At 56.6% G+C, this 26,358-nt stretch carries 21 protein-coding genes and 1 tRNA gene; 9 read left to right on the top strand and 13 right to left on the bottom strand.

Annotation, left to right across the window (positions count from 1 at the left end; all coding sequences use genetic code 11):
- Positions 1-60 precede the first annotated feature (60 nt).
- Both CNE01S_RS19315 and CNE01S_RS19310 read right to left on the bottom strand, forming a co-directional pair.
- On the bottom strand, positions 61-1,332 hold the full coding sequence (locus CNE01S_RS19315; protein ID WP_061277842.1) for a tyrosine-type recombinase/integrase: 1,272 nt from the start codon (positions 1,330-1,332) through the stop codon (positions 61-63).
- A 200-nt stretch (positions 1,333-1,532) separates the two neighbouring features.
- A tRNA-Leu gene (locus tag CNE01S_RS19310) sits at positions 1,533-1,617 on the bottom strand.
- 207 nt (positions 1,618-1,824) lie between these two features.
- Between CNE01S_RS19310 and CNE01S_RS19305 the strand changes: the two genes are divergently transcribed.
- A complete protein-coding gene (locus CNE01S_RS19305) occupies positions 1,825-2,883 on the top strand; it encodes a Gfo/Idh/MocA family protein (RefSeq protein WP_061277841.1) in 1,059 nt (352 codons plus the stop codon).
- A gap of 81 nt (positions 2,884-2,964) precedes the next feature.
- Complete coding sequence (gene ahr, locus CNE01S_RS19300; protein WP_061277840.1) at positions 2,965-3,984, top strand: NADPH-dependent aldehyde reductase Ahr; 1,020 nt, start codon at positions 2,965-2,967, stop codon at positions 3,982-3,984.
- Positions 3,985-4,018: 34 nt separating this feature from the next.
- On the opposite strand, the gene CNE01S_RS19295 is transcribed toward ahr, so the two are convergent.
- The gene (locus CNE01S_RS19295; RefSeq protein ID WP_061277839.1) at positions 4,019-5,659 is read right to left on the bottom strand and encodes a dihydroxyacetone kinase subunit DhaK; all 1,641 of its coding nucleotides are present in this window, start codon (positions 5,657-5,659) and stop codon (positions 4,019-4,021) included.
- A gap of 136 nt (positions 5,660-5,795) precedes the next feature.
- Between CNE01S_RS19295 and CNE01S_RS19290 the strand changes: the two genes are divergently transcribed.
- Both CNE01S_RS19290 and CNE01S_RS19285 read left to right on the top strand, forming a co-directional pair.
- Positions 5,796-7,298: a helicase HerA-like C-terminal domain-containing protein gene (locus CNE01S_RS19290; RefSeq protein WP_061277838.1), complete on the top strand. Its 1,503-nt coding sequence runs from the start codon at positions 5,796-5,798 to the stop codon at positions 7,296-7,298.
- A gap of 179 nt (positions 7,299-7,477) precedes the next feature.
- Positions 7,478-8,707 carry an amino acid permease gene (locus CNE01S_RS19285; RefSeq protein WP_061277837.1) on the top strand — a complete coding sequence of 410 codons (1,230 nt, stop codon included), beginning with the start codon at positions 7,478-7,480 and terminating at the stop codon, positions 8,705-8,707.
- A 90-nt stretch (positions 8,708-8,797) separates the two neighbouring features.
- Here the strand turns inward: CNE01S_RS19285 and lptG are convergent, their stop codons facing one another.
- Together lptG and lptF are read right to left on the bottom strand one after the other, a co-directional pair.
- Complete coding sequence (gene lptG / locus CNE01S_RS19280) at positions 8,798-9,877, bottom strand: LPS export ABC transporter permease LptG (RefSeq protein WP_061277836.1); 1,080 nt, start codon at positions 9,875-9,877, stop codon at positions 8,798-8,800.
- Entirely contained in the window at positions 9,878-10,978 is a 1,101-nt protein-coding gene (gene lptF / locus CNE01S_RS19275; protein WP_061277835.1) for an LPS export ABC transporter permease LptF, read from the bottom strand.
- Positions 10,979-11,252: 274 nt separating this feature from the next.
- Between lptF and pepA the strand changes: the two genes are divergently transcribed.
- From pepA to CNE01S_RS19255, 4 genes are all read left to right on the top strand, one after another.
- Entirely contained in the window at positions 11,253-12,764 is a 1,512-nt protein-coding gene (pepA, locus tag CNE01S_RS19270; protein ID WP_061277834.1) for a leucyl aminopeptidase, read from the top strand.
- A gap of 135 nt (positions 12,765-12,899) precedes the next feature.
- Entirely contained in the window at positions 12,900-13,358 is a 459-nt protein-coding gene (locus CNE01S_RS19265) for a DNA polymerase III subunit chi (RefSeq protein WP_039287963.1), read from the top strand.
- A 6-nt stretch (positions 13,359-13,364) separates the two neighbouring features.
- Complete coding sequence (locus tag CNE01S_RS19260) at positions 13,365-16,220, top strand: valine--tRNA ligase (protein WP_061277833.1); 2,856 nt, start codon at positions 13,365-13,367, stop codon at positions 16,218-16,220.
- 121 nt (positions 16,221-16,341) lie between these two features.
- Positions 16,342-16,851 (top strand): GNAT family N-acetyltransferase, encoded by a 510-nt coding sequence (locus CNE01S_RS19255; RefSeq protein ID WP_061277844.1) that lies wholly within the window; start codon positions 16,342-16,344, stop codon positions 16,849-16,851.
- 20 nt (positions 16,852-16,871) lie between these two features.
- Here CNE01S_RS19255 and CNE01S_RS19250 read toward each other — a convergent pair whose 3' ends face one another.
- The 8 genes from CNE01S_RS19250 to rraB form a co-directional block, all read right to left on the bottom strand.
- Complete coding sequence (locus CNE01S_RS19250) at positions 16,872-17,324, bottom strand: DUF1198 domain-containing protein (protein WP_061277832.1); 453 nt, start codon at positions 17,322-17,324, stop codon at positions 16,872-16,874.
- 155 nt (positions 17,325-17,479) lie between these two features.
- Positions 17,480-18,871: a hexose-6-phosphate:phosphate antiporter UhpT gene (gene uhpT, locus CNE01S_RS19245; protein ID WP_039298084.1), complete on the bottom strand. Its 1,392-nt coding sequence runs from the start codon at positions 18,869-18,871 to the stop codon at positions 17,480-17,482.
- 138 nt (positions 18,872-19,009) lie between these two features.
- Entirely contained in the window at positions 19,010-20,338 is a 1,329-nt protein-coding gene (locus CNE01S_RS19240) for an MFS transporter (RefSeq protein ID WP_061277831.1), read from the bottom strand.
- 9 nt (positions 20,339-20,347) lie between these two features.
- Positions 20,348-21,850, bottom strand: coding sequence for a signal transduction histidine-protein kinase/phosphatase UhpB (gene uhpB / locus CNE01S_RS19235; RefSeq protein ID WP_061277830.1), 1,503 nt, complete (start codon positions 21,848-21,850; stop codon positions 20,348-20,350).
- Positions 21,850-22,440, bottom strand: a complete 591-nt coding sequence (gene uhpA, locus CNE01S_RS19230; protein WP_061277843.1) for a response regulator transcription factor UhpA — start codon at positions 22,438-22,440, stop codon at positions 21,850-21,852. The genes uhpB and uhpA overlap by 1 nt, the downstream gene beginning before the upstream one ends.
- A 92-nt stretch (positions 22,441-22,532) precedes the next feature.
- Positions 22,533-23,348 (bottom strand): hypothetical protein, encoded by an 816-nt coding sequence (locus tag CNE01S_RS19225; RefSeq protein ID WP_061277829.1) that lies wholly within the window; start codon positions 23,346-23,348, stop codon positions 22,533-22,535.
- An 11-nt stretch (positions 23,349-23,359) separates the two neighbouring features.
- Positions 23,360-24,121, bottom strand: a complete 762-nt coding sequence (gene miaE, locus CNE01S_RS19220; RefSeq protein WP_061277828.1) for a tRNA isopentenyl-2-thiomethyl-A-37 hydroxylase MiaE — start codon at positions 24,119-24,121, stop codon at positions 23,360-23,362.
- A gap of 47 nt (positions 24,122-24,168) precedes the next feature.
- Positions 24,169-24,597 carry a ribonuclease E inhibitor RraB gene (rraB, locus tag CNE01S_RS19215; protein ID WP_038478623.1) on the bottom strand — a complete coding sequence of 143 codons (429 nt, stop codon included), beginning with the start codon at positions 24,595-24,597 and terminating at the stop codon, positions 24,169-24,171.
- Positions 24,598-24,760: 163 nt separating this feature from the next.
- Between rraB and argF the strand changes: the two genes are divergently transcribed.
- Positions 24,761-25,765: an ornithine carbamoyltransferase gene (gene argF / locus CNE01S_RS19210; RefSeq protein ID WP_061277827.1), complete on the top strand. Its 1,005-nt coding sequence runs from the start codon at positions 24,761-24,763 to the stop codon at positions 25,763-25,765.
- Positions 25,766-26,358: the final 593 nt, after the last annotated feature.

The following is a 26,358-nucleotide window of genomic DNA, read 5'->3' as shown; positions in this document are numbered from 1 at the left end:
CTTTACGTAATAACTCATGTTTACTCTACGGAGTTATGGGCCAACATATTGCAGCACGTATCATCTGGTCAGCATGGGGTTATTAATTTTCGCAAAATCAAACGGGCTGATAGTCTTCTCCCGGTTCGAATCCAGAAAATCCGCCCACCATTGCAGCATCAACTTGCGTTCCTCCAGATGTTCCGCTTTATGGATATATGCTGCGCGTACCGAGTTACGTTCCATATGGCTCATCTGGCGCTCCACCGCATCCTTCGACCATAGCCCTGACTCAATTAACGAACTACAAGCCATTGTGCGGAAGCCGTGGCCGCAAACCTCAATTTTAGTGTCATAGCCCATCACCCGTAGCGCACTGTTTACCGTGTTCTCGCTCATGGGCTTACGCGGATCGTGATCTCCAATAAAAATGAGTTCATGTTCGCCGCAGAACTGTTTTATCTGCTTCAGAATCGCCAGCGACTGCTTTGAAAGCGGCACCAGATGAGGTGTACGCATCTTTGATCCTCGCTGAGAATGTTTCACGCCGGGAATAGGCTCTCGCTCAGGCGGGATAGTCCACATTGACGTTTCAAAATCGATCTCTGACCAGCGAGCAAAGCGCAGCTCACTGGAGCGAATAAAGATAAGCAGAGTGAGTTCAGTTGCCCAGCGGGTTAGCGGCCTGCCGGTATAGCCATCTATTTTCTCAAGTAACTCAGGGATACGCTTTAATTCCAGCGCCGGGCGATGTTGTCGATTGCCAGAGGCGACGGCTCCAGCCATCTCCTGCGCTGGGTTGTAATCAATCAGCCCACTTTGCACTGCATAACGCATGATGGCCGTGGTACGCTGCTGGAGACGAGAAGCCACCTCAAGACGTCCTGACAGTTCCACCGCTTTAATGGGTGCCAGTAAGTCACGAGTGCCCAATTCAGCAATATTGCGAGTACCAATTGCCGGGAAGATACTGTCCTCCAGGCTCTTTTTTACGCGATTAGCATGATCTTCCGACCATTTTTGGTTAGTCACAAGCCACTCTCTGGCAACCTTCTCGAAAGTAATAATCTCTTTCGCCTGCTCTTCTTTTAAAGCACGCTTATGCTCACGAGGATCAATGCCAGCAGCAACCAGCTTTCTGGCCTCTTCTCTCTTTTGTCTGGCATTAGCTAACGAGATTTCAGGATAGACGCCAAACGCCATCAAATGCTGTTTACCGCCAAAACGGAAACGAAATCGCCAATACTTTGAGCCGTTAGGCTTTACAAGTAAGGACATGCCGTCGCCGTCAACAAGTGAATACTCTTTCTCCTCAGGTTTAGCAGAACGAACTTTAGTATCCGTTAGGGCCATAATGGTCCTCCTTCCATTGGTATATCGTGAGTATACAAGCAATATCGAATCGACAAATATACTCATTAGTATACTCACAAGCTTGTTGATGTGGGTTGAGTTAGGTTGACTTCAGTTGAGGGAAAAAGCGGGAAAAGCCTTGTGTGGCGCGGATTTTGGACATAAAAAAAGACGTCTATTGACGTCTATTTATATAATTTTGGTGCCGAAGGCCGGACTCGAACCGGCACGTATCTCTACGGTTGATTTTGAATCAACTGCGTCTACCGATTTCGCCACTTCGGCACTGAAGGGGTATGCGGAAACGTTGTGGATTATACCTGTCGCTGGCGGCCTTGCAAGCGGCGCTGTGCGTAAGTGGCGTTAAGTGCTGAATTTTTCAGCGGCCTGACCTTTTCCTCCGGGCCCCTCCTATGAACAACTCCACGGTTTACATTCCCGCTCGTTTGCGATGAGATTCGCTCTCATCCTGGCCACTCAACGGAGCTCCCCATGCCCAACCCAACCACCACGTCCCCCATGCGAGTTGCCATCATCGGGCCGGGGCAGATCGCGGAGAACGTTCATGCGGCTTACTACGCGACCAATCCATCGCTGACGTTGGTGGCGGCCTGCGGGCGCGACCTGGCGCGTACCCGGGCGTTTGCGGCTAAGCTAAACATTCCCACGGCGTACGACGATGTCGGGCAGATGCTACGTGAGGCGAAGCCGGAGATCGTCAGCGTTTGTTCGCCCAATATTCTGCATTACGAGCACGTGATGCAGTCGCTAGAGGCCGGTTGCCATGTGCTTTGCGAGAAGCCTCCGGCGATGACGGTGGCTCAAGCCTACGAGATGCGGCAAGCGGCGCAAAAGGCCAATCGGGTGCTGGCCTATAATTTCCACCATCGCTTCGCGCTGGACAGCGCCCTGCTGCGCGAGCAGGTTCAGGCCGGTGCGCTGGGCGATGTCTATGTCACCACGGCCAAAGCCCTGCGCCGCAGCGGCGTGCCGTCGTGGGGGAATTTCATCAGCAAGGATTCACAGGGCGGTGGCCCGCTGATCGATCTCGGCATTCATATGCTGGACGCCGCGCTTTACGTGCTCGGCTTCCCAAAGGTGACGCGGGTGATGGCCCACAGCTTCCGCAGGCTGGGCAACAGCAAAAACAGCGGCCAGTATGGCGAGTGGGATCCGGCGCTTTATACGGTGGAAGACGCGCTGTTCGGCGTGGTCGAGTTCGAGGGAGGCGGCATTCTGCGGCTGGACACCTCTTTTATCCTCAACGTGGAAGAAACCTCGCAGATGAACGTCGAGTTCTGCGGCGAACGCGCCGGTGCCACGCTGTTCCCGGCCCATATTTACCATGATCGAGACGGCAAGCTGGAAACGCTCCAGCGCCGCGAAGCCGCCGACGATCGCCGTCATTTCCGCGCCATGGAGAGCTTTGTGCGCCGTGTTCAGGGCGAGTCGGCAATGGTGGCCGATGCCGAACAGGGTTATGTCGTGCAGCAGATCGTCGCCGCACTTTATGCATCGGCTGAACAGGGCGGCGGCTGGGTAACGCTTTAGCGCGTCAGGGCACATTCCACCAGGTTCCAGTCTCGCGCAATGTTCTAAACTGGTTGCAGAGCCAACACAGAGGAAGAGCGAATGTCTGTCATCAAAAGTTATGCCGCGCCAAAGGCCGGTGCGGAGCTGGAGCTTCAGGATTTCGACGCGGGCGATCTGCTGCCGGAAGATGTCGAGGTTAAGGTCGATTATTGCGGTATCTGCCATTCGGATCTGTCGATGATCGACAACGAATGGGGGTTCTCGCAGTATCCGCTGGTCGCCGGGCATGAGGTGATTGGCCGCGTGCATGCGCTGGGCTCGGCGGCACAGAGTAAAGGGCTGAAAGTTGGGCAACGCGTGGGCATTGGCTGGACGGCAAGAAGCTGCGGCCACTGCGACGCCTGTATCAGCGGCAGCCAAATCAACTGCCAGCAAGGCAGCGTCCCGACCATCGTCAACCGCGGCGGCTTCGCCGATAAAATTCGCGTGGACTGGCAATGGGCGATCCCGTTGCCGGAGTCGATTGATATTGAATCCGCCGGGCCGCTGCTGTGCGGCGGCATCACGGTGTTTAAACCACTGCTGATGCACCACATCACCGCCACCAGCCGCGTGGGCGTGATCGGTATCGGCGGCCTCGGGCACATCGCCATCAAGCTGCTGCACGCCATGGGCTGCGAGGTGACGGCGTTCAGCTCTAACCCGTCCAAAAAAGAAGAAGTACTGGCGATGGGCGCCGATAAAGTGGTGAACAGCCGCGATCCGGAGGCGTTAACCGCTCTGGCGGGCCAGTTCGATCTGATCATTAATACCGTCAATGTCGATCTGGACTGGATGCCGTACTTCAAGGCGCTGGCCTACGGCGGCAACTTCCACACGGTTGGCGCAGTCATGAAGCCGTTCGAGGTGCCGGCCTTCACTCTGATTGCCGGGGATCGCAGCATCTCCGGGTCGGCAACCGGCTCCCCGCACGAGCTGCGTTCGCTGATGAAGCTGGCGGGCCGCGCGAAGGTTCAGCCGCAAATCGAGCTGTACCCGATGTCGAAAATCAACGAGGCTATCCAGCACGTGCGCGACGGCAAAGCCCGCTACCGCGTGGTGCTGAAGTCAGATTTCTGATGTAAGAAAGGCTCCCAACCGGGAGCCTTTTTAGTTACTTCACCAGCCCGGCAAACACCGCCGCCACGGCCACTGCGCCCGGATCTTTCACCCCATCCAGATTATCGCTGTTCACGTAGGACGAGCGCCCGGCGTTGGCCTTTTGCATCTTCGCCGTGTCGTCGGCACCTTTCTCTGCTGCTTTCGCGGCGGCCTTAAGATCTTTATCCCTTAGCGCTTCCAGAGCCGGTTCCAGAGCGTCGATCAGCGTTCTGTCGCCCAGGTCCGCGCCGCCGTAGCGCTTCATCTGCGCCAGGCCAAACAGCAGGGACTCGGCCAGCGGCTGTTTCTCGCCCACTTTTTGCCCGCCGGCGGTGAAGAAGATAGACATCAGCACGCCACTGGAACCGCCCATCACGGTTGCCAACCGCTCGCCCACCAGCCCCAGCAGCGCGGCGGCGTCGTTCAGCGGCAGCTTGCCTTTGTCGTTCAGGTTCGCAATGTCCCGTGCACCTTCGGCAAAGGTTGAGCCGGTATCGCCGTCGCCCACTTTGGCATCCAGCGCGTTGAGGTGGTTTTCCTGCTCGATAAGCGTTTTAGTCACGCTCGCCACCAGGGCTTTCACTTCGTCGTTAGCGGAAGGCTTCACCTCGCGATCTTCGCGGATAGCGCTCTGCTTCTGCTCCGGCATCTTGTGGTACTTCACCATCGGCTGCCAGCCTGCGGTTTCCACGTCTGACTCCAGCGCCTGAATAAAGTCCGGGGTCAGCTTAATGGTGGAGAGCGAAAAACCTTTCATATCGAGGGCGCTCACCAGCGGCGCGGGGCCGATCAGGTATTTGATTTGCGCGCCGAGATCCGAGTGCATCAGCTCTTTGGTCAGCAGCGCCATCTCCAGCGACGAAACGCCACCGAGGTTGTTGATCAGCACCGCCAGGTCGCTTTCTTTACCGGTGGCTTTACGCAGGTGCTTAGCCAGCGTGGCAATCACCTCTGCGCTGTTTTGGCTCTCCACCGTGCTGGCGCCCGGCTCGCCGTGAATGCCCAGCCCAAGCTCGACGTAGCCGCCCTTAATGCGCCCTTCTGCATCATCGCTGCCCGGCAGATTGCAGGTTTGCATCGCCACGCCCATGCTGGCAATGCTGTCGCAGGCTTTTTGCGCAATGTCCCGAACTTCACCGAGGGATTTACCCTGCTCTGCGGCAAAGCCCGCAATTTTGTGGACCAATGCCGTACCGGCGATGCCGCGCGGCTGTTTGTTATCCGGCAGTGAGATGTCGTCGCCGACGATCACCATCTCGACCTTCAGGCCGTGTTTTTTGGCTTTTTCGGCTGCAAGGCCAAAGTTCAGCCTGTCGCCGGTGTAGTTTTTGACGATCAGCAGGCAGCCACGGTCGCCGGTAACGCCCACGATGGCGTTCAGCACCGCGTCCACGCTCGGCGAGGCAAACAGGTCGCCGCACACCGCTGCGGTCAACATCCCTTTGCCAACAAAGCCCACGTGCGCCGGTTCGTGGCCGGAGCCGCCGCCGGAGATAATCGCCACTTTGCTTTTGTCCCAGTCGCTGCGAGCGACCACGCGAATCGCCGGATCGATATCCAGGCGCACAAGGTTGCGGTAGCGGGAACTGACAATCACGCCTTCGATGGCATCGTTGACCAGCTGCTTACGATCGTTATAAAAGAATCTGGACATAGCTTTCCCTGGTTTTGTGTGAGGTCTGCCAAGCATAGCCCTTTGGCGGGTCGACGGGGTAAACATGGGAAGATCCTGATGCTCAATTCGTGCGGAAAGCTATGCTTTAGACAAATGCTGCCACAGGGAAACGCTGATGACTGAACCACTGCTGATTGCCAGAACCAAAGAGACTGAACTGCATATTCTGCCCAACATGGCGAACCGCCACGGGTTAATCACCGGCGCGACCGGGACGGGCAAAACCGTGACGCTGCAGAAGCTGGCTGAGTCATTCTCGGAGATCGGCGTGCCGGTGTTTATGGCCGACGTGAAGGGAGATTTAACCGGCGTCGCCGAAGAGGGGGCCGAGTCTGAAAAGCTTCTCGCGAGGCTGGCCAATATCGGCGTGACGGACTGGTCGCCGCACGGCAATCCGGTGGTGCTGTGGGACATCTTCGGCGAGAAAGGCCACCCGGTTCGCGCCACCGTGTCTGACCTCGGGCCTCTGCTTTTAGCTCGCCTGCTGAACCTGAACGACGTGCAAAGCGGCGTGCTGCAAATCATCTTCCGTATCTCGGACGACCAGGGCCTGCTGCTGCTGGACTTTAAAGATCTGCGCGCCTTAACTCAGTACATCGGCGATAACGCCAAATCCTTCCAGACGCAGTACGGCAATATCAGCAGCGCTTCCGTAGGCGCGATTCAGCGTGGACTGCTTTCCCTTGAGCAGCAAGGCGCAGAGTATTTCTTCGGCGAGCCGATGCTGGATATCAAAGACTGGATGCGCACCGACGCAAACGGCAAAGGGATCATTAACATTCTGTCGGCGGAAAAGCTCTACCAGATGCCGAAGCTGTACGCCGCCAGCCTGCTGTGGATGCTGTCCGAGCTTTACGAGCAGCTCCCGGAAGCGGGCGATCTCGACAAGCCGAAGCTGGTGTTCTTCTTTGACGAGGCGCATTTACTGTTTAGCGATGCTCCGCAGGTCCTGCTGGATAAAATCGAGCAGGTGATCCGCCTGATCCGCTCGAAAGGCGTGGGCGTGTACTTCGTGACGCAAAACCCTTCAGACATCCCCGATATTGTGCTCGGCCAGCTCGGGAACCGAGTGCAGCATGCCCTGCGAGCCTTTACGCCCAAAGACCAGAAGGCGGTGAAAGCGGCGGCGCAGACCATGCGGGCGAATCCGGCTTTCGATACCGAAAAAGCCATTCAGGAGCTGGGCACCGGCGAGGCGCTGATTTCCTTCCTCGACGCCAAAGGCAGCCCGACGGTGGTCGAGCGCGCGATGGTGATCGCCCCTTGTTCACGCATGGGGCCGGTGACGGACGACGAGCGTAACGGCCTGCTGAATCACTCCCCGCTGTACGGCAAGTATGACGAAGTGATTGACCGGGAATCGGCCTACGAAATGCTGCAAAAAGGCGTGCAGGCCGCGGGCGATAAGCAGGATGCGCCACCGGCCAAAGGCCAGAGCGTGGAGGTGGACGACGGGATCCTCGGCGGGCTAAAAGATATTCTGTTTGGCAGCACCGGGCCGCGAGGCGGCAAGCGCGACGGAGTGGTGCAGACGATGGCCAAGAGTGCGGCGCGGCAGGTGACGAACCAGATTATTCGCGGCGTGCTGGGCAGTATTATGGGAGGGCGTAAGCGGTAGTTTCCGTCATTCCCCCCTCACCTTAACCCTCTCCCTCAAGGGAGAGGGGACTTTTCTTTTTCTGCCTTACGCCGAGAGACGGTAATAAAACCTGCAATAACAGCCACATGACTCACCAGGCCAGTTTTGTGCTAGATTACGCCGGTTTTTGGAAATCAGTCAGAAGAAAAGATTAAATAATGCGCAAATTCTGGACAAAAGAAGAAACTTTGTGGAGTTTCGCCTTATATGGTACTGCCGTTGGCGCAGGAACCCTTTTTCTCCCTATTCAGCTCGGCTCCGCCGGAGCTATCGTCCTTCTCCTTACGGCCTTGATTGCCTACCCGCTGACCTACTGGCCGCACCGGGCGCTCTGCCAGTTCATCCTGTCGGCTAAAACGTCGGGCAGCGGCGGTATCACCAGCGCCGTGACCCACTACTACGGCAAAACCATCGGCAACCTGATCACCGGCCTCTACTTTGTCGCGTTTTTTGTGGTGATCCTGATTTATGCCGTCGCCATTACCAACTCGTTGATCGAGCAACTGGCCAAGCACGGGCCGATTACGACCACAATCAGAGTGCTGGTTAGCCTCGGCGTCGTTGCGGCGCTGAACCTGATCTTTCTGATGGGGCGGCAGGTGACCATCAAAGTGATGGGGTTCCTGGTGTTCCCGCTGATTGCTTACTTCCTGTTTTTATCCCTCTATTTGACCAGCAGCTGGCAGACGTCCCTGCTCACCGAAGGCCTGGTGCTTGACCGCCACGCACTGGGTGAGATCTGGATGTCGATTCCGGTGATGGTCTTTGCCTTCAGCCACACGCCAATTATCTCTACTTTTGCGGTGGCCCAGCGCGAAAGCCACGGCGAAGGCGCGATGAATAACTGTAAGAAAATCATGCGCGTCGCCTACTTTGTGATTTGCTGCAGCGTGCTGTTCTTCGTCTTTAGCTGCTTCCTGTCGATTCCGGCTCAGGATATTACCGCCGCGAAGGCGCAGGGTCTGACGATACTGTCCGCGCTGTCGATGGTGCCGGGCACGCCGGCCTGGCTGGGCATTTCAGGCTTTATCGTCGCGATAGTGGCGATGTCCAAGTCATTCCTCGGCACCTATTTTGGCGTGATTGAAGGGGCTACAGCGATTGTTAAGTCCACTCTGGGTGCAGCGGGTATGAGCAGGAGCCGGGCTTTCTGCCGGGCGCTTTCTATTACCCTGATTTCGCTGCTGACCTTCGTGGTGTGTTACATCAACCCGAATGCGCTGGCGATGATTTACGCCATCAGCGGGCCGCTTATCGCGCTGATTCTGTTTATTATGCCAACCCTGTCGACCTATCTTGTGCCCGCGCTTAAGCCGTGGCGTTCGCTGGCCAATCTGCTGACGCTGATTATTGGAGTTTTGTGTGTGTCGGTGATGTTTATTCACTGATTTCCCTCACCCATAAGCAAGAAGAAAGCAGAGTATTATCAGTGATATACCCTCCCCCTTTTAGGGGGAGGGTTAGGATGAGGGTAAAACTTATCCCGCTCTTTTCGTCAGCATCCAGAGGCTGATCAGCAGGAAGGTCACGCTAGGCAGCAGCGCGCCGACAATCGGTGGGATGTTATACACCAGCGTTAGCGGGCCAAAAACCTGGTCCAGCACGTAGAAGATAAAACCGAAACTTATCCCCGTCACCACTCTCACGCCCATCGGCACGCTACGCAGCGGGCCAAAGATAAACGACAGCGCCATCAGCATCATTACCGCCACCGAAACCGGCGCGAAAATCTTGCTCCACATATTCAGCTGGTAGCGGCGTGAGTCCTGGCCGCTGGTTTTCAGGTACTTGATGTAACCATAAAGTCCACTGATCGACAGCGAGTCAGGATCGAGCGCAACTACGCCAAGTTTGTCTGGCGTCAGGTTGGTTTGCCATTCCCCGCTCACGGTTTGCGACCCGGTAATCTGCTTTGGATCGGAGAGATTTGATTCGTCAACCTGCGACAGACGCCAGACTTTATGCTCGGCGTCATACTTCGCCGCGGCGGCATTCCGTACCGAAAGCAGGCGACGTTCACCGTTAAAATGGTAAATCATGATGCCGGCAATTTCTGTTTCGCTGTTGACGTGATCGATATAGACGAAGTCATGGCCGTCTTTCGCCCAAATGGCGTTGGTGGTGGACAGCAATGAGCCGCCAAGCAACATTTGCGCACGATAATTACGTGCCATTTGCTCGCCCTGAGGAGCTACCCACTCACCGATTGCCATGGTCAGCAGAACCAGCGGAATCGCGGTTTTCATTACCGAGGAGGCGATTTGCATCCGGGTATAGCCGGACGCCTGCATCACTACCAGCTCACTGCGCTGAGCAAGCATTCCCAGCCCCAATAGCGCGCCTAATAACGCGGCCATCGGGAAGAAGATTTGAACATCTTTAGGGACGCTGAGCAGGGTGTACATCCCCGCTCCTGCCGCGGAATAAGAACCCTGGCCCGTTTTCTTCAACTGGTCAACGAACTTAATAATCCCCGATAGGGACACCAGCATAAACAGCGTCATCATGATGGTGTTTAAGATGGTTTTACCGATGTAACGGTCAAGTACGCCAAACATTTAAGCCGCTCCTTTATAGCTAAAGCGGGCACGCACTTTGCGCATAGGTACCGTATCCCACAGGTTCAGGGCAACGGCCAACGCCAGGTACGCCAGGTTGACCACCCACATCCAAATCATCGGATCCAGCTTTTCCTTTGACCCGCTGGAGCGCAAAGAGCTTTGCAGCAGGAAGAAGACCAGATACAGCAGCATGGCTGGGAGCATCGACAGCACACGCCCCTGTCGCGGGTTCACCACGCTCAGCGGCACCACCATCAGCGCCATAATCACTACCGACATGATGAGCGTCAGCCGCCAGTGCAGCTCGGCGCGCGTGGAAGGATCCGGACTCTTCCACAGGTCGGTCATGCTCATTTGGCTGATATCGGAGGGATCAAGCATCACCGCCTGATGCCCCACCACGGCCTGGTAATCTTTAAAATCTGTAATGCGGAAATCGCGCAGCGTTGAGGTACCTTCAAAACGGGTTCCGGTGCTCAACTTAACAATCTGCGTGCCGTCCGGGCGCTGGAATATTTGGCCTGAGTCCGCAACCACAACGGAAGGGCGAGTACTGCCCTTAGGCCGCACCTGAGCAAGGAAAACATCTTTGAACGTTTTCCCCTGTACGCTTTCGATAAACAGTACCGCACTGCCGTTAGTCGCAACCTGGAACTGCCCTTGCGCCAGGGCAGCCATACCCGGGTTCGCTCTGGCTTCAGCCAGCACTTCGTCCTGGTGACGAGCGGACCACGGGTTCAGCCACATCACGTTTACGGTGGCCGCAATACCGGTGAAGAGTGCGAGAACCATCGCGGCTTTGACCAGTACTGCTTTACTCAGACCGCAGGCATGCATTACCGTGATTTCACTCTCGGTGTACAAGCGGCCGAGCGTCATAAGCAAGCCGAGGAAAAGGCTCAGGGGAAGGATTAGCTGCGCCATTTCAGGCACACCTAAACCCAATAAAGAAAGCACCAGATTTGTCGGGATTTCGCCGTCGGCAGCAGCACCGAGGATCCTGACCAGCTTCTGAGCAAAGAAAATCAGCAGCAGGATAAAAAGGATCGCCAGCTGGCTCTTAAGCGTCTCCCGAACCAGATATTTTATGATAATCACATTAAATACGCCTGTAGAAACGAGTCTTTTTGCAGGAAAATCGCTTGTTTCATCGCTTATACGTCATTTATTCTCTTTAATCGTCGAAAACATCGCTAAGATTAGATAGCCCGGCGAACTCGCATTACGGGACGATGTTCAGACACAATAGAAAACGTAAATCCATTCGTTAAGATTAACACGAAGTCATCGCAACAGCGGAGATGAGTTACGAAAGCTTGCAATTCTAGCCTGTAGCCCCCGCCGTTGTCTTTAAGATTCAGGAGCGTAGTGCATGGAGTTCAGTGTAAAAAGCGGTAGCCCCGAGAAACAGCGTAGTGCCTGCATCGTTGTGGGAGTCTTTGAACCGCGTCGCCTGTCCCCGATCGCAGAACAACTCGATAAAATCAGCGATGGCTACATCAGCGCGCTTCTGCGCCGTGGTGAGCTGGAAGGAAAACCAGGGCAAACCTTATTGCTTCACCACGTACCGAACGTGCTGTCTGAGCGCATTCTGTTGATTGGCTGCGGCAAAGAGCGTGAGCTTGATGAGCGCCAGTACAAGCAGGTGATTCAGAAAACAATCAACACGCTCAACGACACCGGCTCAATGGAAGCCGTTTGCTTCCTGACCGAACTGCATGTCAAAGGCCGCAACACCTACTGGAAAGTGCGCCAGGCGGTTGAGACAGCTAAAGAGACGCTGTACAGCTTCGATCAGCTGAAAACCAACAAAACCGAACCACGCCGCCCGCTGCGTAAAATGGTGTTCAACGTGCCAACTCGCCGTGAGTTGACCAGCGGTGAGCGCGCCATTCAGCACGGCCTGGCTATCGCTTCCGGCATCAAAGCCGCGAAGGATCTCGGCAACATGCCGCCAAACATCTGTAACGCCGCTTACCTGGCCTCTCAGGCTCGTCAACTGGCGGACTCGTTCAGCAAAAACGTGGTTACCCGCGTGATTGGTGAACAGCAGATGAAAGAGCTGGGTATGCATTCCTATCTCGCGGTAGGCGAAGGCTCGCAGAACGAATCACTGATGTCGGTGATTGAATATAAAGGCAATGCATCCCCGGATGCTCGTCCGATTGTGCTGGTCGGCAAAGGCTTAACCTTCGACTCCGGCGGTATCTCCATCAAGCCTGCCGAAGGCATGGATGAGATGAAGTACGACATGTGCGGCGCGGCGTCCGTTTACGGCGTGATGCGCATGGTTGCCGAGCTGAACCTGCCGGTGAACGTGATTGGCGTGCTTGCAGGCTGTGAAAACATGCCTGGCGGCCGCGCTTATCGCCCGGGTGACGTGCTGACGACTATGTCCGGCCAGACCGTTGAAGTGCTGAACACCGATGCCGAAGGCCGTCTGGTCCTGTGCGACGTGCTGACCTACGTCGAGCGCTTCGAGCCGGAAGTGGTTATCGACGTCGCGACCCTGACCGGCGCCTGCGTGATTGCCCTTGGCCATCACATCACCGGCCTGATGTCGAATCACAATCCGCTGGCGCATGAGCTGATTAGCGCGTCTGAACAGGCGGGCGACCGCGCATGGCGTCTACCGATTGGCGACGAGTACCAGGAGCAGCTGGAGTCCAACTTTGCCGATATGGCAAACATTGGCGGCCGTCCTGGCGGCGCGATTACTGCGGCATGCTTCCTGTCCCGCTTTACCCGCAAGTACAACTGGGCTCATCTGGACATCGCCGGCACCGCATGGCGCTCCGGTAAGGCAAAAGGCGCAACTGGCCGCCCTGTCGCCCTGCTGTCTCAGTTCCTGTTGAACCGCTCCGGATTTAACGGTGAAGAGTAATTTGTAAAACTGACCCTCACCCCGCCCCTCTCCCTGGAAGGGAGAGGGGGAAAACAATTCAGTTTGTTTCCCTCGCCCCTTTGGGGAGAGGGTTAGGGTGAGGGGCAACAACATTCAACTTAACAAGCTGGTCTCATGAAAAACGCAACGTTTTACCTGCTGGATAACGACACTCACGCCGAAGGGCTCAGTGCCGTAGAACAGCTGGTGTGCGAGCTGGCTGCGGATGGATTCCGTGCAGGCAAGCGGGTGCTGGTTGCCTGCGAAAACGAACAACAGGCGATTCGCCTCGACGAAGCGCTCTGGCAGCGAGATGCCCAGGCGTTCGTCCCGCACAATCTGGCTGGCGAGGGCCCGCGCTATGGGGCGCCGGTTGAGCTGGCATGGCCCCAACGCCGCGGCAGCGCGCCTCGAGATTTGCTGATTAGCCTGCTGCCACAGTTCGCAGATTTTGCCACCGCTTTCCTGGAAGTGATAGACTTCGTACCTTACGAAGAATCCCAGAAACAACTGGCCCGCGAGCGCTACAAAGCGTACCGCGTTGCCGGTTTCCACTTGACTACGGCGACCTATACCCCGCCGGGAACGACATAGCAGACAATGGAAAAGACATATAACCCGCAAGATATCGAACAGCCGCTTTACGAGCACTGGGAACAGCAGGGCTACTTCAAACCGAATGGCGACACCAGCCAGGAAAGCTTCTGCATCATGATCCCACCGCCGAACGTCACCGGCAGTTTGCATATGGGTCACGCCTTCCAGCAAACCATCATGGACACCATGATCCGTTACCAGCGCATGCAGGGCAAAAACACCCTGTGGCAGGCGGGCACCGACCACGCCGGTATCGCGACCCAGATGGTTGTAGAACGTAAAATCGCCGCCGAAGAAGGTAAAACCCGCCACGATTACGGCCGCGATGCGTTCATCGACAAAATCTGGCAGTGGAAGGCAGAATCCGGCGGCACCATTACCCGTCAGATGCGTCGTCTCGGTAACTCCGTAGACTGGGAGCGCGAGCGCTTCACCATGGATGAAGGCCTGTCCAACGCGGTGAAAGAAGTGTTCGTTCGCCTGTATAAAGAAGACCTGATTTACCGCGGCAAACGCCTGGTCAACTGGGACCCGAAACTGCGCACCGCGATTTCCGACCTCGAAGTTGAGAACCGCGAATCTAAAGGCTCCATGTGGCACCTGCGTTACCCGCTGGCCGATGGTGCCAAAACCGCAGACGGTAAAGATTACCTGATCGTAGCCACCACTCGCCCGGAAACCGTACTCGGTGATACCGGCGTGGCCGTGAACCCGGAAGATCCGCGCTACAAAGACCTGATTGGTAAATTCGTGGTACTGCCGCTGGTTAACCGCCGCATTCCTATCGTGGGCGACGAGCACGCGGACATGGAAAAAGGCACCGGCTGCGTGAAAATCACCCCGGCGCACGACTTTAACGACTACGAAGTTGGCCGCCGCCACGCGCTGCCAATGATCAACATTCTGACCTTCGACGGAGATATCCGTGAAGCGGCAGAAGTCTTCGATACCAACGGCGAAGAATCCGACGTTTATGCGTCCGACATTCCGGCAGAGTTCCAGAAGCTGGAGCGTTTTGCCGCGCGTAAAGCCGTGGTCGCGAAGTTCGACGAACTTGGCCTGCTGGACGAAATCAAACCGCACGACCTGACCGTTCCTTACGGCGACCGTGGCGGCGTGGTTATCGAGCCAATGCTGACCGACCAGTGGTATGTGCGTACCGCGCCGCTGGCAAAAGTGGCGGTAGAAGCCGTTGAGCAGGGCGACATCCAGTTCGTACCTAAGCAGTATGAAAACATGTACTTCTCCTGGATGCGCGATATTCAGGACTGGTGCATCTCCCGTCAGCTGTGGTGGGGTCACCGTATCCCGGCCTGGTATGACGCGGAAGGCAACGTGTACGTTGGCCGCAACGAAGCAGAAGTTCGCGCCGAGAACAACCTGGGTGCCGACGTGGCGCTGAACCAGGACGAAGACGTGCTGGACACCTGGTTCTCCTCTGGCCTGTGGACCTTCTCTACCCTGGGCTGGCCGGAAAACACCGAAGCGCTGCGCACCTTCCACCCGACCAGCGTCATGGTCAGCGGCTTCGACATCATCTTCTTCTGGATTGCCCGCATGATCATGCTGACCATGCACTTCATCAAAGATGAAGACGGCAAGCCACAGGTACCGTTTAAGACCGTCTACATGACCGGCCTTATCCGCGATGACGAAGGCCAGAAGATGTCCAAATCCAAAGGCAACGTTATCGACCCGCTGGACATGGTGGACGGCATTTCTCTGGAAGATCTTCTCGAGAAACGTACCGGCAACATGATGCAGCCGCAGCTCGCGGAGAAAATCCGCAAACGCACCGAGAAACAGTTCCCGAACGGCATCGAGCCACACGGCACCGACGCCCTGCGCTTCACCCTGGCAGCGCTGGCCTCTACCGGCCGCGACATCAACTGGGACATGAAGCGCCTCGAAGGCTACCGTAACTTCTGTAACAAACTTTGGAACGCCAGCCGCTTCGTGCTGATGAACACCGAAGAGCAGGATTGCGGCTTCAACGGCGGTGAAATGGTACTGTCTCTGGCCGATCGCTGGATTCTGGCCGAGTTCAACCGCACCGTGAAAGCGTACCGTGAAGCGCTGGACAGCTACCGCTTCGACATCGCCGCCAACATTCTGTACGAGTTCACCTGGAACCAGTTCTGTGACTGGTACCTGGAGCTGACCAAGCCGGTCATGAACGGCGGTACTGAAGCGGAACTGCGTGGCACCCGTAATACGCTGGTGAACGTGCTGGAAGGCCTGCTGCGCCTGGCGCACCCGATCATTCCATTCATCACCGAAACCATCTGGCAGCGCGTGAAAGTGCTGAAGGGGATTACCGCAGACACCATCATGCTGCAAGAATTCCCGGCCTACGATGCGTCTCAGGTTGATGAAGCGGCGTTCGCGGATACCGAGTGGCTGAAGGACGTGATCACCGCGGTGCGTAACATTCGCGCCGAGATGAACATTGCCCCAAGCAAGCGTCTGGACGTGCTGCTGCGCGGCTGTAGCGAAGAGGCGATTCGTCGCGTGAGCGAAAACCGCACCTTCCTGCAGAACCTGGCTCGTCTGGAAAGCATCACTATTCTGCCTGTCGATGACAAAGGTCCGGTTTCCGTGACCAAGATTATCGATGGCGCAGAGCTGCTGATCCCGATGGCGGGCCTGGTCGATAAAGCCGCTGAGATCGAGCGTCTGGCGAAAGAAGTCGCGAAGATCGAAATCGAAATCGGCAAGATCGAAGGCAAACTCTCCAACGAAGGCTTTGTAGCCCGTGCCCCGGCTGACGTTGTCGCCAAAGAGCGCGAGCGTCTCGAAGGCTTTGCCGACGCGAAAGCTAAGCTGATTGAACAGCAGGCCGTTATCGCCGCCCTGTAATCAGTCGCGCTGCATAATCCGCCCTGCACTTCGGTGTGGGGCGTTTTTTATCCAGCTTGCACCCTCCGTAATGAAGTGCTATTAACTGCTTTTATCCTTCCCTAAGCCTATGAGTCGCATGATGAACACCACTGCTCCGGTTGATACGAAGCTCCAGCTGCGCCGGATTACTGCCGAAGATAATTCGGCGATCGCTCGGGTTATTCGCCAGGTATCGGCCGAATACGGCCTGACCGCCGATAAAGGCTACACCGTCGCCGACCCTAACCTTGATGAGCTGTACCAGCTCTACAGCCAGCCAGGCCATGCGTACTGGGTGGTGGACATTAATGGCGAAGTGGTGGGAGGCGGCGGCGTGGCGCCGTTATCGTGTAGCGAGCCAGACATTTGTGAACTGCAGAAGATGTATTTTCTGCCGGTGGTTCGCGGCAAAGGCCTGGCGAAAAAGCTGGCGCTGCAGGCGCTGGATCACGCCCGGGCCCAGGGCTTTAAGCGCTGCTATCTGGAAACCACCGCGTTTCTGAAAGAAGCCGTTGGGCTGTACGAACACCTTGGCTTCGAACATATCCCTGCCCCGCTCGGCTGCACCGGCCACGTAGATTGCGAAGTCACTATGCTCAAAGCGCTGTAATTACAGCGCAAAAACGAGTCTTAGTGCAGCCAGTGCATGCCATCTTCAGGCTGGAAGTAGCCGTTGTACCGCATCTGAAAAGCCGTGATCTCCGGCTTCTCCGGCTCCATTTCTCGTAGAAACCCCTGCGCCAGGCGAACCTGAGCGTCGGTAATCGGCGTGGCAAGCCGCGCCTTTTGTAGCCTCCGGTACCACTGCTGCAGATTCCGATCGCTGCCGTCCACAATCACCATCTGCCAGACAAGCAGAACCTGCGCCGCATTTTGCAAATGGGACTCATCCGGGCGATGCAGGTACTGCAAAAACGCGTCGCCCTGCGCTTTCCCCATTTGATCGATCATCGATTCTACCGGCACCACGTCGATCCCCAGCCGCTCACTCAGCCGGCGAATCGCCCGCCGGGAGTCAGAGGTTAACACCCGAAAGCCGACAATAAACACCACGCAAAGCGTGGCTAACATAATCCAAATCATGAAGTTAGATACCCGGCAGCTTGACGACAATTTGCTAGCAATGAATGCCGTGCAGTATAGCGCAATCACTTTTCCCAGTAATGCCTGGCACTGGCGTTAATCGCGGGCATAAAAAAGCCCGGCGTTATGCCGGGCTGGAACTGCTCAAAATGCGCTTAAGCGATATTCAGCTGCTGGATTTTTTTCTCACGGCGAATTTTACGCTCTTCAAATACCGCTACGATGGCCATCAGCACGATACAGCCGATTGCGGCAGCATCAAGCGCGGCAAAGGTGCCCGCCCAGCCGGTCAGGCCGAAGATCGGCGTGCCGTCGGCAATCATTCCCAGGCCCAGCTTGGCAAAGCTGTCGCCGATCAGGTAAGCGAAGGTGCCCTTGATGCCGTCTGCCGCGCCAATAGCTTTCTTAGGCACAAAGCCCACGGCAGCCACGCCAATCAGCAGCTGCGGCCCGAAGACCAGGAAGCCAAGCGCGAACAGCGAAGCCAGGTAAACGTACTGGTTGCTCGCATGCTGATACACGCCCAGCGTAGCGATGATCAAGGCCAGCGCCACGCAGGCTACCAGCGCACGGCGGCCGTTGGCGAGGTCAGACAACCAGCCCCACAGCAGGGTGCCAACCAGCGCGCCCACTTCAAACAGCGTGAAGCCCTGAATCGCCACTTCTTTGGAGAGTTTCAGTTCCTGGAAGGCGTACACGGTGGACCACTGGTCGATGCCGATACGCACCACGTACAGGAAAATGTTGGAGAAGCACAGCAGCCAGATCACTTTGTTTTTCAGCACGTACTCAACAAAGATCTGCCATTTGGTCATCGAGTTATCTTCGGCTTCTTTGTCTTCTTCGCTGACCTCTTCGCCAAACAGCTCTTCGGCAGTCCCGAGGCCGTAGGACTCAGGGGAGTCGCTGCCGTAGCGCAGGGCAATAAAGCCGACAATCAGCGCGATAACGGACGGGAAGATAAACATCCCGATAACGTGGCCGTTAAACAGGTAGTTAGCGCCAAACAGAGCCACACCGGCCGCACCTGCGCCGCCGAGATTGTGGGAGATGTTCCACATGCCCAGATAGCTGCCGCGCTTGCGGCGTGGCGTCCATTTGGTAATGGTCGAGTAGCTGCACGATCCGCCGGTGCTCTGGAAGAATCCGCTCAGGGCGTAGAAGGCGATCATCAGGAACAGACTAACGGAACCCGCGCCCATGCTGGCGCTGAAGCCGAGCATACAGATGGCGGAAAGGATCAGCATAAACGGCAGGAACTGCTTGGTGTTTTTGCCGTCCGCATAGTAGGAAACCAGCGTTTTGCCCACGCCGTAGGTGATGGAGAAGCCGAGGCCGATCATCCCCAGCTGCGTCATGCTCAGCCCGTAGGTGGAGATCATGTCGTTCTGCGCGATGTTGAAGTTTTTACGGATCAGGTACATCGTCAGGTAGCCGATAAACACCACCAGATACGACTGCATGAACGGTTTGAACCACATTTTTCGCCGCACTTCGAGCGGCAGATCCAGAGTGGGTTTGCGCACCTGGTTTAGAAAGGCCAGCATGGATGACTCCTGATTTGAATACCTGCTTAATGGCAGGCATTGTAAAAATCAGCGAGCAAACTGGCCTGAGACAGCGTCCAGGCCGAACCGGGAAAATTTCTTAGTTTTGCCCTTTATCGGGCAAAAGAGTGAGGCGTATCACGCTTCGTTAGCCTCGCGCGGGGCCTGGGCGTTCAAGAACGGCAGCAGCAGCAAAGCCGATATTCCGGCAGCAATCGCGATCACGGCGAAGAAGCCGCTCCAGTGCCAAATGTCGATCACCCGCGCCAGCGGCCAGCCGGAAAGCGACGCGCCAAGATAGGCAAACAGCCCGACAAACCCCGTCGCCGCGCCCGCGGCCTCTTTGTGCGAGCATTCTGCCGCCGCCATGCCGATCAGCATCTGCGGCCCAAACACGAAGAAACCGGTGGTAAAGAAACAGGCCGCCTGCATCACGTAGCTGGCAAAGGGCATCAGCCACAGCGAGCCAACGGAAAGCAGAATGCCTGCGGCGAAGATCAGGTTCATCGGGCCACGGTTGCCGTTGAACAGTTTGTCCGAGCCCCACCCCGCCACCAATGCGCCGATAAACCCGCCCAGTTCGAACATCGTCACCGCCGAGTTGGCGGTAACCAGCCCGACGCCGAGCGTCTCCGACATGTAAAGATTGCCCCAGTCGTTGATCGCCGCCCGCACCACGTAAACCAGCACGTAGCACAGGGACAGCAGCCAGATGTAAGGATTCACCAGCACGTACTTGTAGAGGATTTCTTTGCGCGTCAGCCCTGCACCTTCCTGCTGCTGAGCGATTTCCAGCTCGTCATGCTGCCAGTCGCCGACCGCCGGTAAGCCCACGGTTTGCGGCCTGTCCCGCAGCCGCCAGCACAAAAACAGCCCGGCGATAATCGCCAGCCCGCCGGCAATCATCATCCCGACACGCCAGCCGTACTGCAGCGCCGCAGCGCCCATGATAATCGGGATTAACGCCCCGCCCACGTTGTGCGCCGTGTTCCATACCGCCCACCAGCCGCCGCGCTCGCTGCGGGAATACCAGGCCGTGAGCAGGCGGGCGCAGACCGGCGATCCCCAGCCCTGGAAAAAGGCGTTCAGCGCCCACAGCAGCGCAAACGCCCAAAGCGAGGTCGAGAAGCCAAACAGGATATTCACGATGCCGGTGGCTATCAGCCCGATGCCCATAAAATAACGGGCGTTGGAGAAATCGCTGACGATCCCGGAGAAGAATTTCGACAGGCCGTAGGTGATGTAAAACAGCGTCGCCAGCAGGCCGATATCGGTGCGCTCCATCACGCCGGTGGCGAGGATTTCCGGCGCGGCGGCGTTAAAGCTTTTGCGGGTAAAGTAAAACAGCGCATAGCCGAGCCAGATAGTTATCAGGATATGACGACGCCAGTAACGGTAGCGGGCATCAATCTCACTTTTGTCGCTAAGCGGCGCGGCGCTTGCCGGGACTTTTAAAAAACTGAACATGCTCGCCCCTTAGGCATAACGCAATGGCAGGCTAACGCTGACGCGCGTGCCGTGAGTGCAGGAAATCGCGAACGTTCCGCCCAGCGCCGTGACGCGTTCGCGCATCCCGGTAAGCCCAAAGCCTTGCTGCCCGGAACCCGGCGGCAAACCGCTGCCGTCGTCCTCAATCACCAGCATCAGCCGCTCGTCCTGCTGCCAGCCTTGTAATGTTACCGCGCTGGCGCTGGCGTGCTTCACGATGTTATTGAGCCCTTCCTGGCAAACGCGGAACAGCGTCACGCGCTGCCCTTCGCTAAGCAGGGGCTCATCGATTTGCCAGTTTATGTGGCTGACGATGCCGCGGCTTTCCAGCTCCATTTCGCGCAGCAGAGAACGTATTGCCTGCTCGAGCGATAAATCATCCAGCTGGCGCGGACGCAAGCGCCCCAGCAGGCGACGAACCGAGTCATAAACCCCCAGCGAAAGCTGTTCAATGTGCGCCCCGCTGAGCTTAACGCCTTCGTTTTCCGGCGCCTGACGCTGGACGATGCCGGCCTGGGTGCGGATCGCGGTGATGGTCTGCCCAATGTCGTCATGCAGTTCGCGCGCCACTTCCCGCCGCACGCTTTCTTCGGTTTCCAGCAGGCGTTCGGCAAGGCGGCGGTTGCGTGCCAGCTCGGTTTGCAAAGACTGATTAAGTTCACGCAGGCGCTGGATCCCTGCGCCTAGCAACAACCCGGTCAGGCTTTGAGCCAGCAATGAAAGCAGAAGATCCACCGGATGATCGTGCCAGGTCTGGCTGGCGATCAGCGCGATGGCGTTCATCAGGGTGGCAATCAGCGCCCCCTGCCAGCCGTAGTGCCAGGCCAGGGCGATAATCGGCAACGCCAGGCAGAACGGCGTAAAACGGGAGAGTTCGGCGGGTAACCCCAGCTGCAGCCAGAGGCTAACGGCAAACAGCAGCAAATACCAAATCAGGTGACGCCCGCGCCAGTTGACCGGCTGGGAAACCAGCGCCGGGCCAAGAGGCTGCCAGACGGTGCTGGTCAGATAGTGCCAGAGCACCAGGCAGGTCGGCGCCAGCGTTAAGCCGCCGGTCAGCGTCAGCAATAGCGCATTCAAGGATTCTTGCCCCTGGTTCAGCCACGGCAGCGACTGGAGCAGCGCTGCGGCAATCAGCGCCGCACCTTGCCGCAGTAGGGTTCGCCAGTCACGCTGATGGCGATAGCGGGAGATAAGCGCCACCGGCAGGATGGTGAGCACCCCGCCCAGCATCAGCAGCGGCAGATGCGCCAGGGCCACTTCCTGCGCGAGCCAGGCCAGCATCAGCCACTCTGCGCCCAGCAGAACCGGCCAGTAGCCGCGCGGGCATTGCAGCATCAGCCCTAAACGCTGCCCAAAGGGAAACAGCAGCACCGCCAGCTCGGGACGTTCCACCAGGTGCAGGCTAATACTCCACAGGCAAAACCATCCGGCTGAGAAGATAAAGAAACTGGCGATAACGGCGATCAGCCGCGAGAAGAAAGGCCGCATTACCAACCGTCAAACAGGCGTCGCGCCAGCGCCACATCGTTGCTGACGTCAAGCTTTTCCATCAGGTTGGCGCGGTGCACGTGCACGGTCTTCGGCGACAGCCCCAGCTCGGTGGCAATCTCTTTCACCGCCATGCCCTGCGCCAGTTTTTCCGCCACCTGGCGCTCGCGCTTCGTCAGCGGATCCTGCCGCCCGGCCGCCAGCTTCATGGCGATATCCGGCGTGAGGTAGCAGCCACCCGTCGCCACGGTACGCACCGCGGCAATGAGTTCGTCGGGACTGCAGCGTTTGGATAAAAAGCCGCGTGCCCCGGCGTTCAGCGCCTGTTCCACCAGCGCCGGGCTGTCGTGCACCGACAGCATAATGATCGCCATCCCTTTCGGCAGTTGGCTAAGCAGTTCCAGCCCGGAGATATCCGGCATTGAGATATCGCAGATGCAGACCTGCACGCCTTGACCCGGCAGCCCCACCAGCGCTTCACGCCCGGAGCCAAATTCGGCCACAACCTGAAAATCCGCCTCCAGCCCAAGAAGTTGGGCAAAGCCGGAGCGGACGATAAGGTGGTCGTCGATAAGGGCGATAGCGGTCATGATGCTTTCCAGGAAGGTAAAAAACGCGCTTACCTTAGCGGCAAGCGAGTGGCTGTTCAAGTCTTAAGCGATTCTGACGCTATGGCTGCGGGTTATTCCTGCGCAACCGACAGGCGGATGATCCCAGCCGCTCGAGCGGGAGGAAGCTGAAGAACGTTGCGCCATAGTTCCTGAACCTGGTTACAGACCAGCCCCTCTTTGCCCACCGCTTTATGCGGGTCCGACATGAGCTGGAGATCGCTCCCATAACGCTTCGTCAATTGCCGGACGATAGGCTGAATATCCTGCCGCGCCTGTTCGCGTTCTGCGTCAGTCACGCTGTGTTTGTCCGAACCGTAGGCGGAGCGCATCATCGCTGCATCCACCTGCATGCGGCGCAGCGTCACGTCGCGGGGCAGAATTTTCGTGGAGTTGATGCCCCCTTTCACGTCCGGGAACAGGAAGCGGAAACAGGCGTCATCGCTGGATTTTTGCACCATCGCCGTTTGCTGCATGTTTACCTGCATAAACGCCACGACGTTGTCATCCGTCGCGCTTTGCAGGCGTTTCGTCTCTACGGCGAGGATTTGCGGCTGGATGGTGTCGATAACCTCCTGTTCGGTTTTTCCCTGCTGGTGCATCTCGACCGCCTGCTGGCGGATAGACATCCACAGCGCAGGCTCTTGCTCTTTCAGCACCTGGTAAACCGGCATCTGGGCCATCGCCTCATCAAGCCCCGCTAGCTCCTGTCCGGCCCGATCGCGAGGGATAAGGTATTTTACGTCGAAGATGTTCCACGCCATGATGGCAACCAGCGCAATGACCGCCGCGCCCGCTTTACCGACCCAGCCTTTCTTGCGAAATACCGCCACCGCCGCGGCTATCACAGCCCCGACATAGCCTGCAATAATGACATGGGTCCAGTTCATGTTACTTCCTTCTACTCTGCGGGTACGCCGCTGTGGAAACGAAACTCGTCGTCGTGGCTTTGGATAAGCCCGGCCTCGACGTGGCCAAAGAAACAAACGCGTTCACTGATATCGCCCCCGGCAATGTGTTCCGCCAGGGTTAAATAATCCTGGTAATGACGCGCTTCAGAGCGCAGCAGCGACAGGTAAAAACGCCGTAATTCATCATCCAGGTGCGGCGCCAGCGCGGCAAATCGTTCACAAGATCGCGCTTCAATGTAGGCCCCGCAGATAAGCTTATCGACCAACATCAGCGGTTCATGAGTGCGTGTTTCACTCAGTAAACCTTTAGCGTAGCGGCTGGCGGTGATTTTGGCGTACGGGATGTTACGGGCAATCATAATTTCCCGCACCTGCCAAAAATGGTGCAGCTCTTCTTTGATCAGCAGCACCATGCTGTCGATAAGCCGCTGCCCCCAGCCATGCTCCGTTTTCGGCATGATGCTTTTACTCAGCCCTTTGTGGAGCGAGAGAAAATCCGGTTCCTCACCGTCGCGGAAGGTAAAGGCTTCATAAGGCTGCAGCCAGGCCAGCAGCGCCTGCGAACTCTCTTTATCGGCAACGTATTTGCGGATCAGCAGCATGGCGGTTTGCGCGGCTTTAAGCTCGCACACCATGTGGTCGGTTAACAGCAGCGCCAGGTTTTCCGGGCGACGGGCTTTTTGAATCCACGCTTCGGGCGTGGGGCACAGCAGGAATTGGGTAATCGGGGAGAGGAGTTGCTGGTAGTCCATGAGGTATCCTGAAGCGCAGCGGCTGAACGCCGCTGCACCGCTTACTTTTAGTGACGCACGCCGTCGTCGTCTTCGTCCTGATATTCGTCGCCTTCTTCGCCTTCCTCACCTTCTTCGCCATTCGGGTCTTCGAAGTAGGTGCCCCAGCCGTCGTATTCCACGCCGAATTTCTCTGCCAGGTTCAGCAGCTGTTCAACCTGGGCACCAATCAGTTCAGCGTTCAGCGCACATTCGCTCAGGATGTCGCAGCAGATGACGGTATCGCCTTCTTCAACTTCCAGCTCTTCCGGGTCGGTGACTTCATAACCCAGCTTGAAAGCTTCAACGGCGGCTTTCTCCAGCGTTTCGAAATCATCCGCAGAAAGGTGGTGTTCGATGGTGTACAACGCGTCCGGATCGCTACCGTCGTCCAGCAGTTCCTCAATGATTAAACGTGTTTCTTCGCGCTGTTCTTCCAGCTGTTCTGGATTTGCCATGGCCCTTTCCTCAAATGTGTAGGTAGATACTCTCATTTTCACACACGCCGGGGTTTGCCTCCACCTTTCACCGCAAAGTTTTAACACACGGGGTTGCAATTGAATATTCATACATATAAATTGAATTTTAATTCAATTAAGGCTTGCGCCACGCGAGGAAAAAATGAGTCACTTCTATCAGAAAAACTTTCTTAAGCTGCTCGATTTTACCCCTGCCCAACTGAACGAATTGCTGACTCTGTCCGCCAAACTGAAAAGCGATAAGAAAAAAGGAACGGAGATTCAGCATCTTAATGGAAAAAATATTGCGCTCATCTTCGAAAAAGATTCGACTCGTACTCGCTGCTCTTTCGAAGTTGCCGCTTACGACCAGGGCGCTCGCGTCACTTACCTCGGCCCAAGCGGCAGCCAGATTGGGCATAAAGAATCAATTAAGGATACGGCGCGCGTACTGGGGCGTATTTATGACGGCATCCAGTACCGCGGCTATGGCCAGGACATCGTCGAAACCCTTGCCAGCTATGCGGGCGTGCCGGTGTGGAATGGCCTGACCAACGAGTATCACCCGACCCAACTGCTCGCGGATTTGCTCACCATGCAAGAACAGCTGCCGGGCAAAAACCTGAATGAGATGGCGCTGGTGTACGCCGGGGACGCGCGCAACAACATGGGTAATTCCATGCTGGAAGCCGCCGCGCTGACCGGGCTGGATTTGCGCCTGGTGGCGCCTAAAGCCTGCTGGCCGGATGAAAAGCTGGTCGCCGAATGCAAAGCTATGGCCGAAAAAACGGGCGGGAAAATCACGCTAACCGAGGACGTTGCCGCGGGCGTTAAAGGGGCGGATTTCATCTATACCGACGTCTGGGTGTCGATGGGCGAAGCCAAAGAGAAGTGGGCCGAGCGTATCGCCCTGCTGCGCCCTTATCAGGTTAACAGCGCTATGCTGGCGTTAACCGGCAACCCGCAGGTCAAATTCCTGCACTGCCTGCCGGCATTTCACGACGATCAAACCACGCTGGGGAAACAAATGGCGCAGGAGTTCGATCTCCACGGCGGCATGGAGGTTACCGACGAAGTGTTTGAGTCTTCCCATAGCGTGGTGTTCGACCAGGCTGAAAACCGGATGCACACCATCAAGGCCGTTATGGTCGCCACGCTGGCAAAATAGTTTCTTCGCTCCCAGGGCTTATCCTGGCCCCTCGGCGGCTTTCCCGCCCGAGGGGTTTTCTTTTCTCCCGCATGTTTATTACTAAAGATGTTGCACGTCTGGTGCATCACCCGCGTTTTTTATGCACAAAAAAGACATAACCTCATACAACGCCAGCTTAAATGAACCACCAACACCTTGTTTTATTGAAAGTAATAAGAAAAAACTCTTTCCGCTCACAGTTTCAATTCACTGCATTAATGCCCGATTGAAAATAACTATTGTTCCTTTTCTTCCCTTCACGGCATTAAACAAAACCCGCAATGAATAATCATTCACTCTGAAAATAAATAACATTAATAATCAATGCATTAAGAAATTTCTCTTTTCGCATAAAATCACAACCCTTTAACACTCAGAAATAATTAAAAACCCTCCAGCGAGTAATTATGCATTTGTCATTATCAGCATAATTACTGTTTTCTGACGTTCATCAATTAATAGCAAGACAAATAAAAACGGCCTTGAGCACGTGATAAATCTCACATTAAATGGTTGTGAAGAAATTAAGATACGCCACGAAGACAACTTAACGGGTTATTAAAATCGCGACG

This window comes from Cedecea neteri NBRC 105707 = ATCC 33855 (genome assembly GCF_001571265.1).
GTDB lineage: Bacteria > Pseudomonadota > Gammaproteobacteria > Enterobacterales > Enterobacteriaceae > Cedecea > Cedecea neteri.
Note: the sequence above shows the minus strand (reverse complement) of the source record. Positions and strands in the feature narration are given on the sequence as shown.

Excerpts from the sequence above, each read along its gene's own strand:
- CNE01S_RS19225 (WP_061277829.1), bottom strand. The coding sequence starts at position 23,348 with ATGAACTGGACCCATGTCATTATTGCAGGCTATGTCGGGGCTGTGATA.
- CNE01S_RS19265 (WP_039287963.1), top strand. The coding sequence starts at position 12,900 with ATGAAAAACGCAACGTTTTACCTGCTGGATAACGACACTCACGCCGAA.
- CNE01S_RS19305 (WP_061277841.1), top strand. The coding sequence starts at position 1,825 with ATGCCCAACCCAACCACCACGTCCCCCATGCGAGTTGCCATCATCGGG.
- lptG (WP_061277836.1), bottom strand. The coding sequence starts at position 9,877 with ATGTTTGGCGTACTTGACCGTTACATCGGTAAAACCATCTTAAACACC.
- uhpT (WP_039298084.1), bottom strand. The coding sequence starts at position 18,871 with ATGCTGGCCTTTCTAAACCAGGTGCGCAAACCCACTCTGGATCTGCCG.
- rraB (WP_038478623.1), bottom strand. The coding sequence starts at position 24,597 with ATGGCAAATCCAGAACAGCTGGAAGAACAGCGCGAAGAAACACGTTTA.
- CNE01S_RS19255 (WP_061277844.1), top strand. The coding sequence starts at position 16,342 with ATGAACACCACTGCTCCGGTTGATACGAAGCTCCAGCTGCGCCGGATT.
- CNE01S_RS19295 (WP_061277839.1), bottom strand. The coding sequence starts at position 5,659 with ATGTCCAGATTCTTTTATAACGATCGTAAGCAGCTGGTCAACGATGCC.
- CNE01S_RS19290 (WP_061277838.1), top strand. The coding sequence starts at position 5,796 with ATGACTGAACCACTGCTGATTGCCAGAACCAAAGAGACTGAACTGCAT.
- uhpA (WP_061277843.1), bottom strand. The coding sequence starts at position 22,440 with ATGACCGCTATCGCCCTTATCGACGACCACCTTATCGTCCGCTCCGGC.
- CNE01S_RS19260 (WP_061277833.1), top strand. The coding sequence starts at position 13,365 with ATGGAAAAGACATATAACCCGCAAGATATCGAACAGCCGCTTTACGAG.
- CNE01S_RS19240 (WP_061277831.1), bottom strand. The coding sequence starts at position 20,338 with ATGTTCAGTTTTTTAAAAGTCCCGGCAAGCGCCGCGCCGCTTAGCGAC.
- CNE01S_RS19285 (WP_061277837.1), top strand. The coding sequence starts at position 7,478 with ATGCGCAAATTCTGGACAAAAGAAGAAACTTTGTGGAGTTTCGCCTTA.
- miaE (WP_061277828.1), bottom strand. The coding sequence starts at position 24,121 with ATGGACTACCAGCAACTCCTCTCCCCGATTACCCAATTCCTGCTGTGC.
- CNE01S_RS19250 (WP_061277832.1), bottom strand. The coding sequence starts at position 17,324 with ATGATTTGGATTATGTTAGCCACGCTTTGCGTGGTGTTTATTGTCGGC.
- argF (WP_061277827.1), top strand. The coding sequence starts at position 24,761 with ATGAGTCACTTCTATCAGAAAAACTTTCTTAAGCTGCTCGATTTTACC.
- CNE01S_RS19315 (WP_061277842.1), bottom strand. The coding sequence starts at position 1,332 with ATGGCCCTAACGGATACTAAAGTTCGTTCTGCTAAACCTGAGGAGAAA.
- uhpB (WP_061277830.1), bottom strand. The coding sequence starts at position 21,850 with ATGCGGCCTTTCTTCTCGCGGCTGATCGCCGTTATCGCCAGTTTCTTT.
- ahr (WP_061277840.1), top strand. The coding sequence starts at position 2,965 with ATGTCTGTCATCAAAAGTTATGCCGCGCCAAAGGCCGGTGCGGAGCTG.
- pepA (WP_061277834.1), top strand. The coding sequence starts at position 11,253 with ATGGAGTTCAGTGTAAAAAGCGGTAGCCCCGAGAAACAGCGTAGTGCC.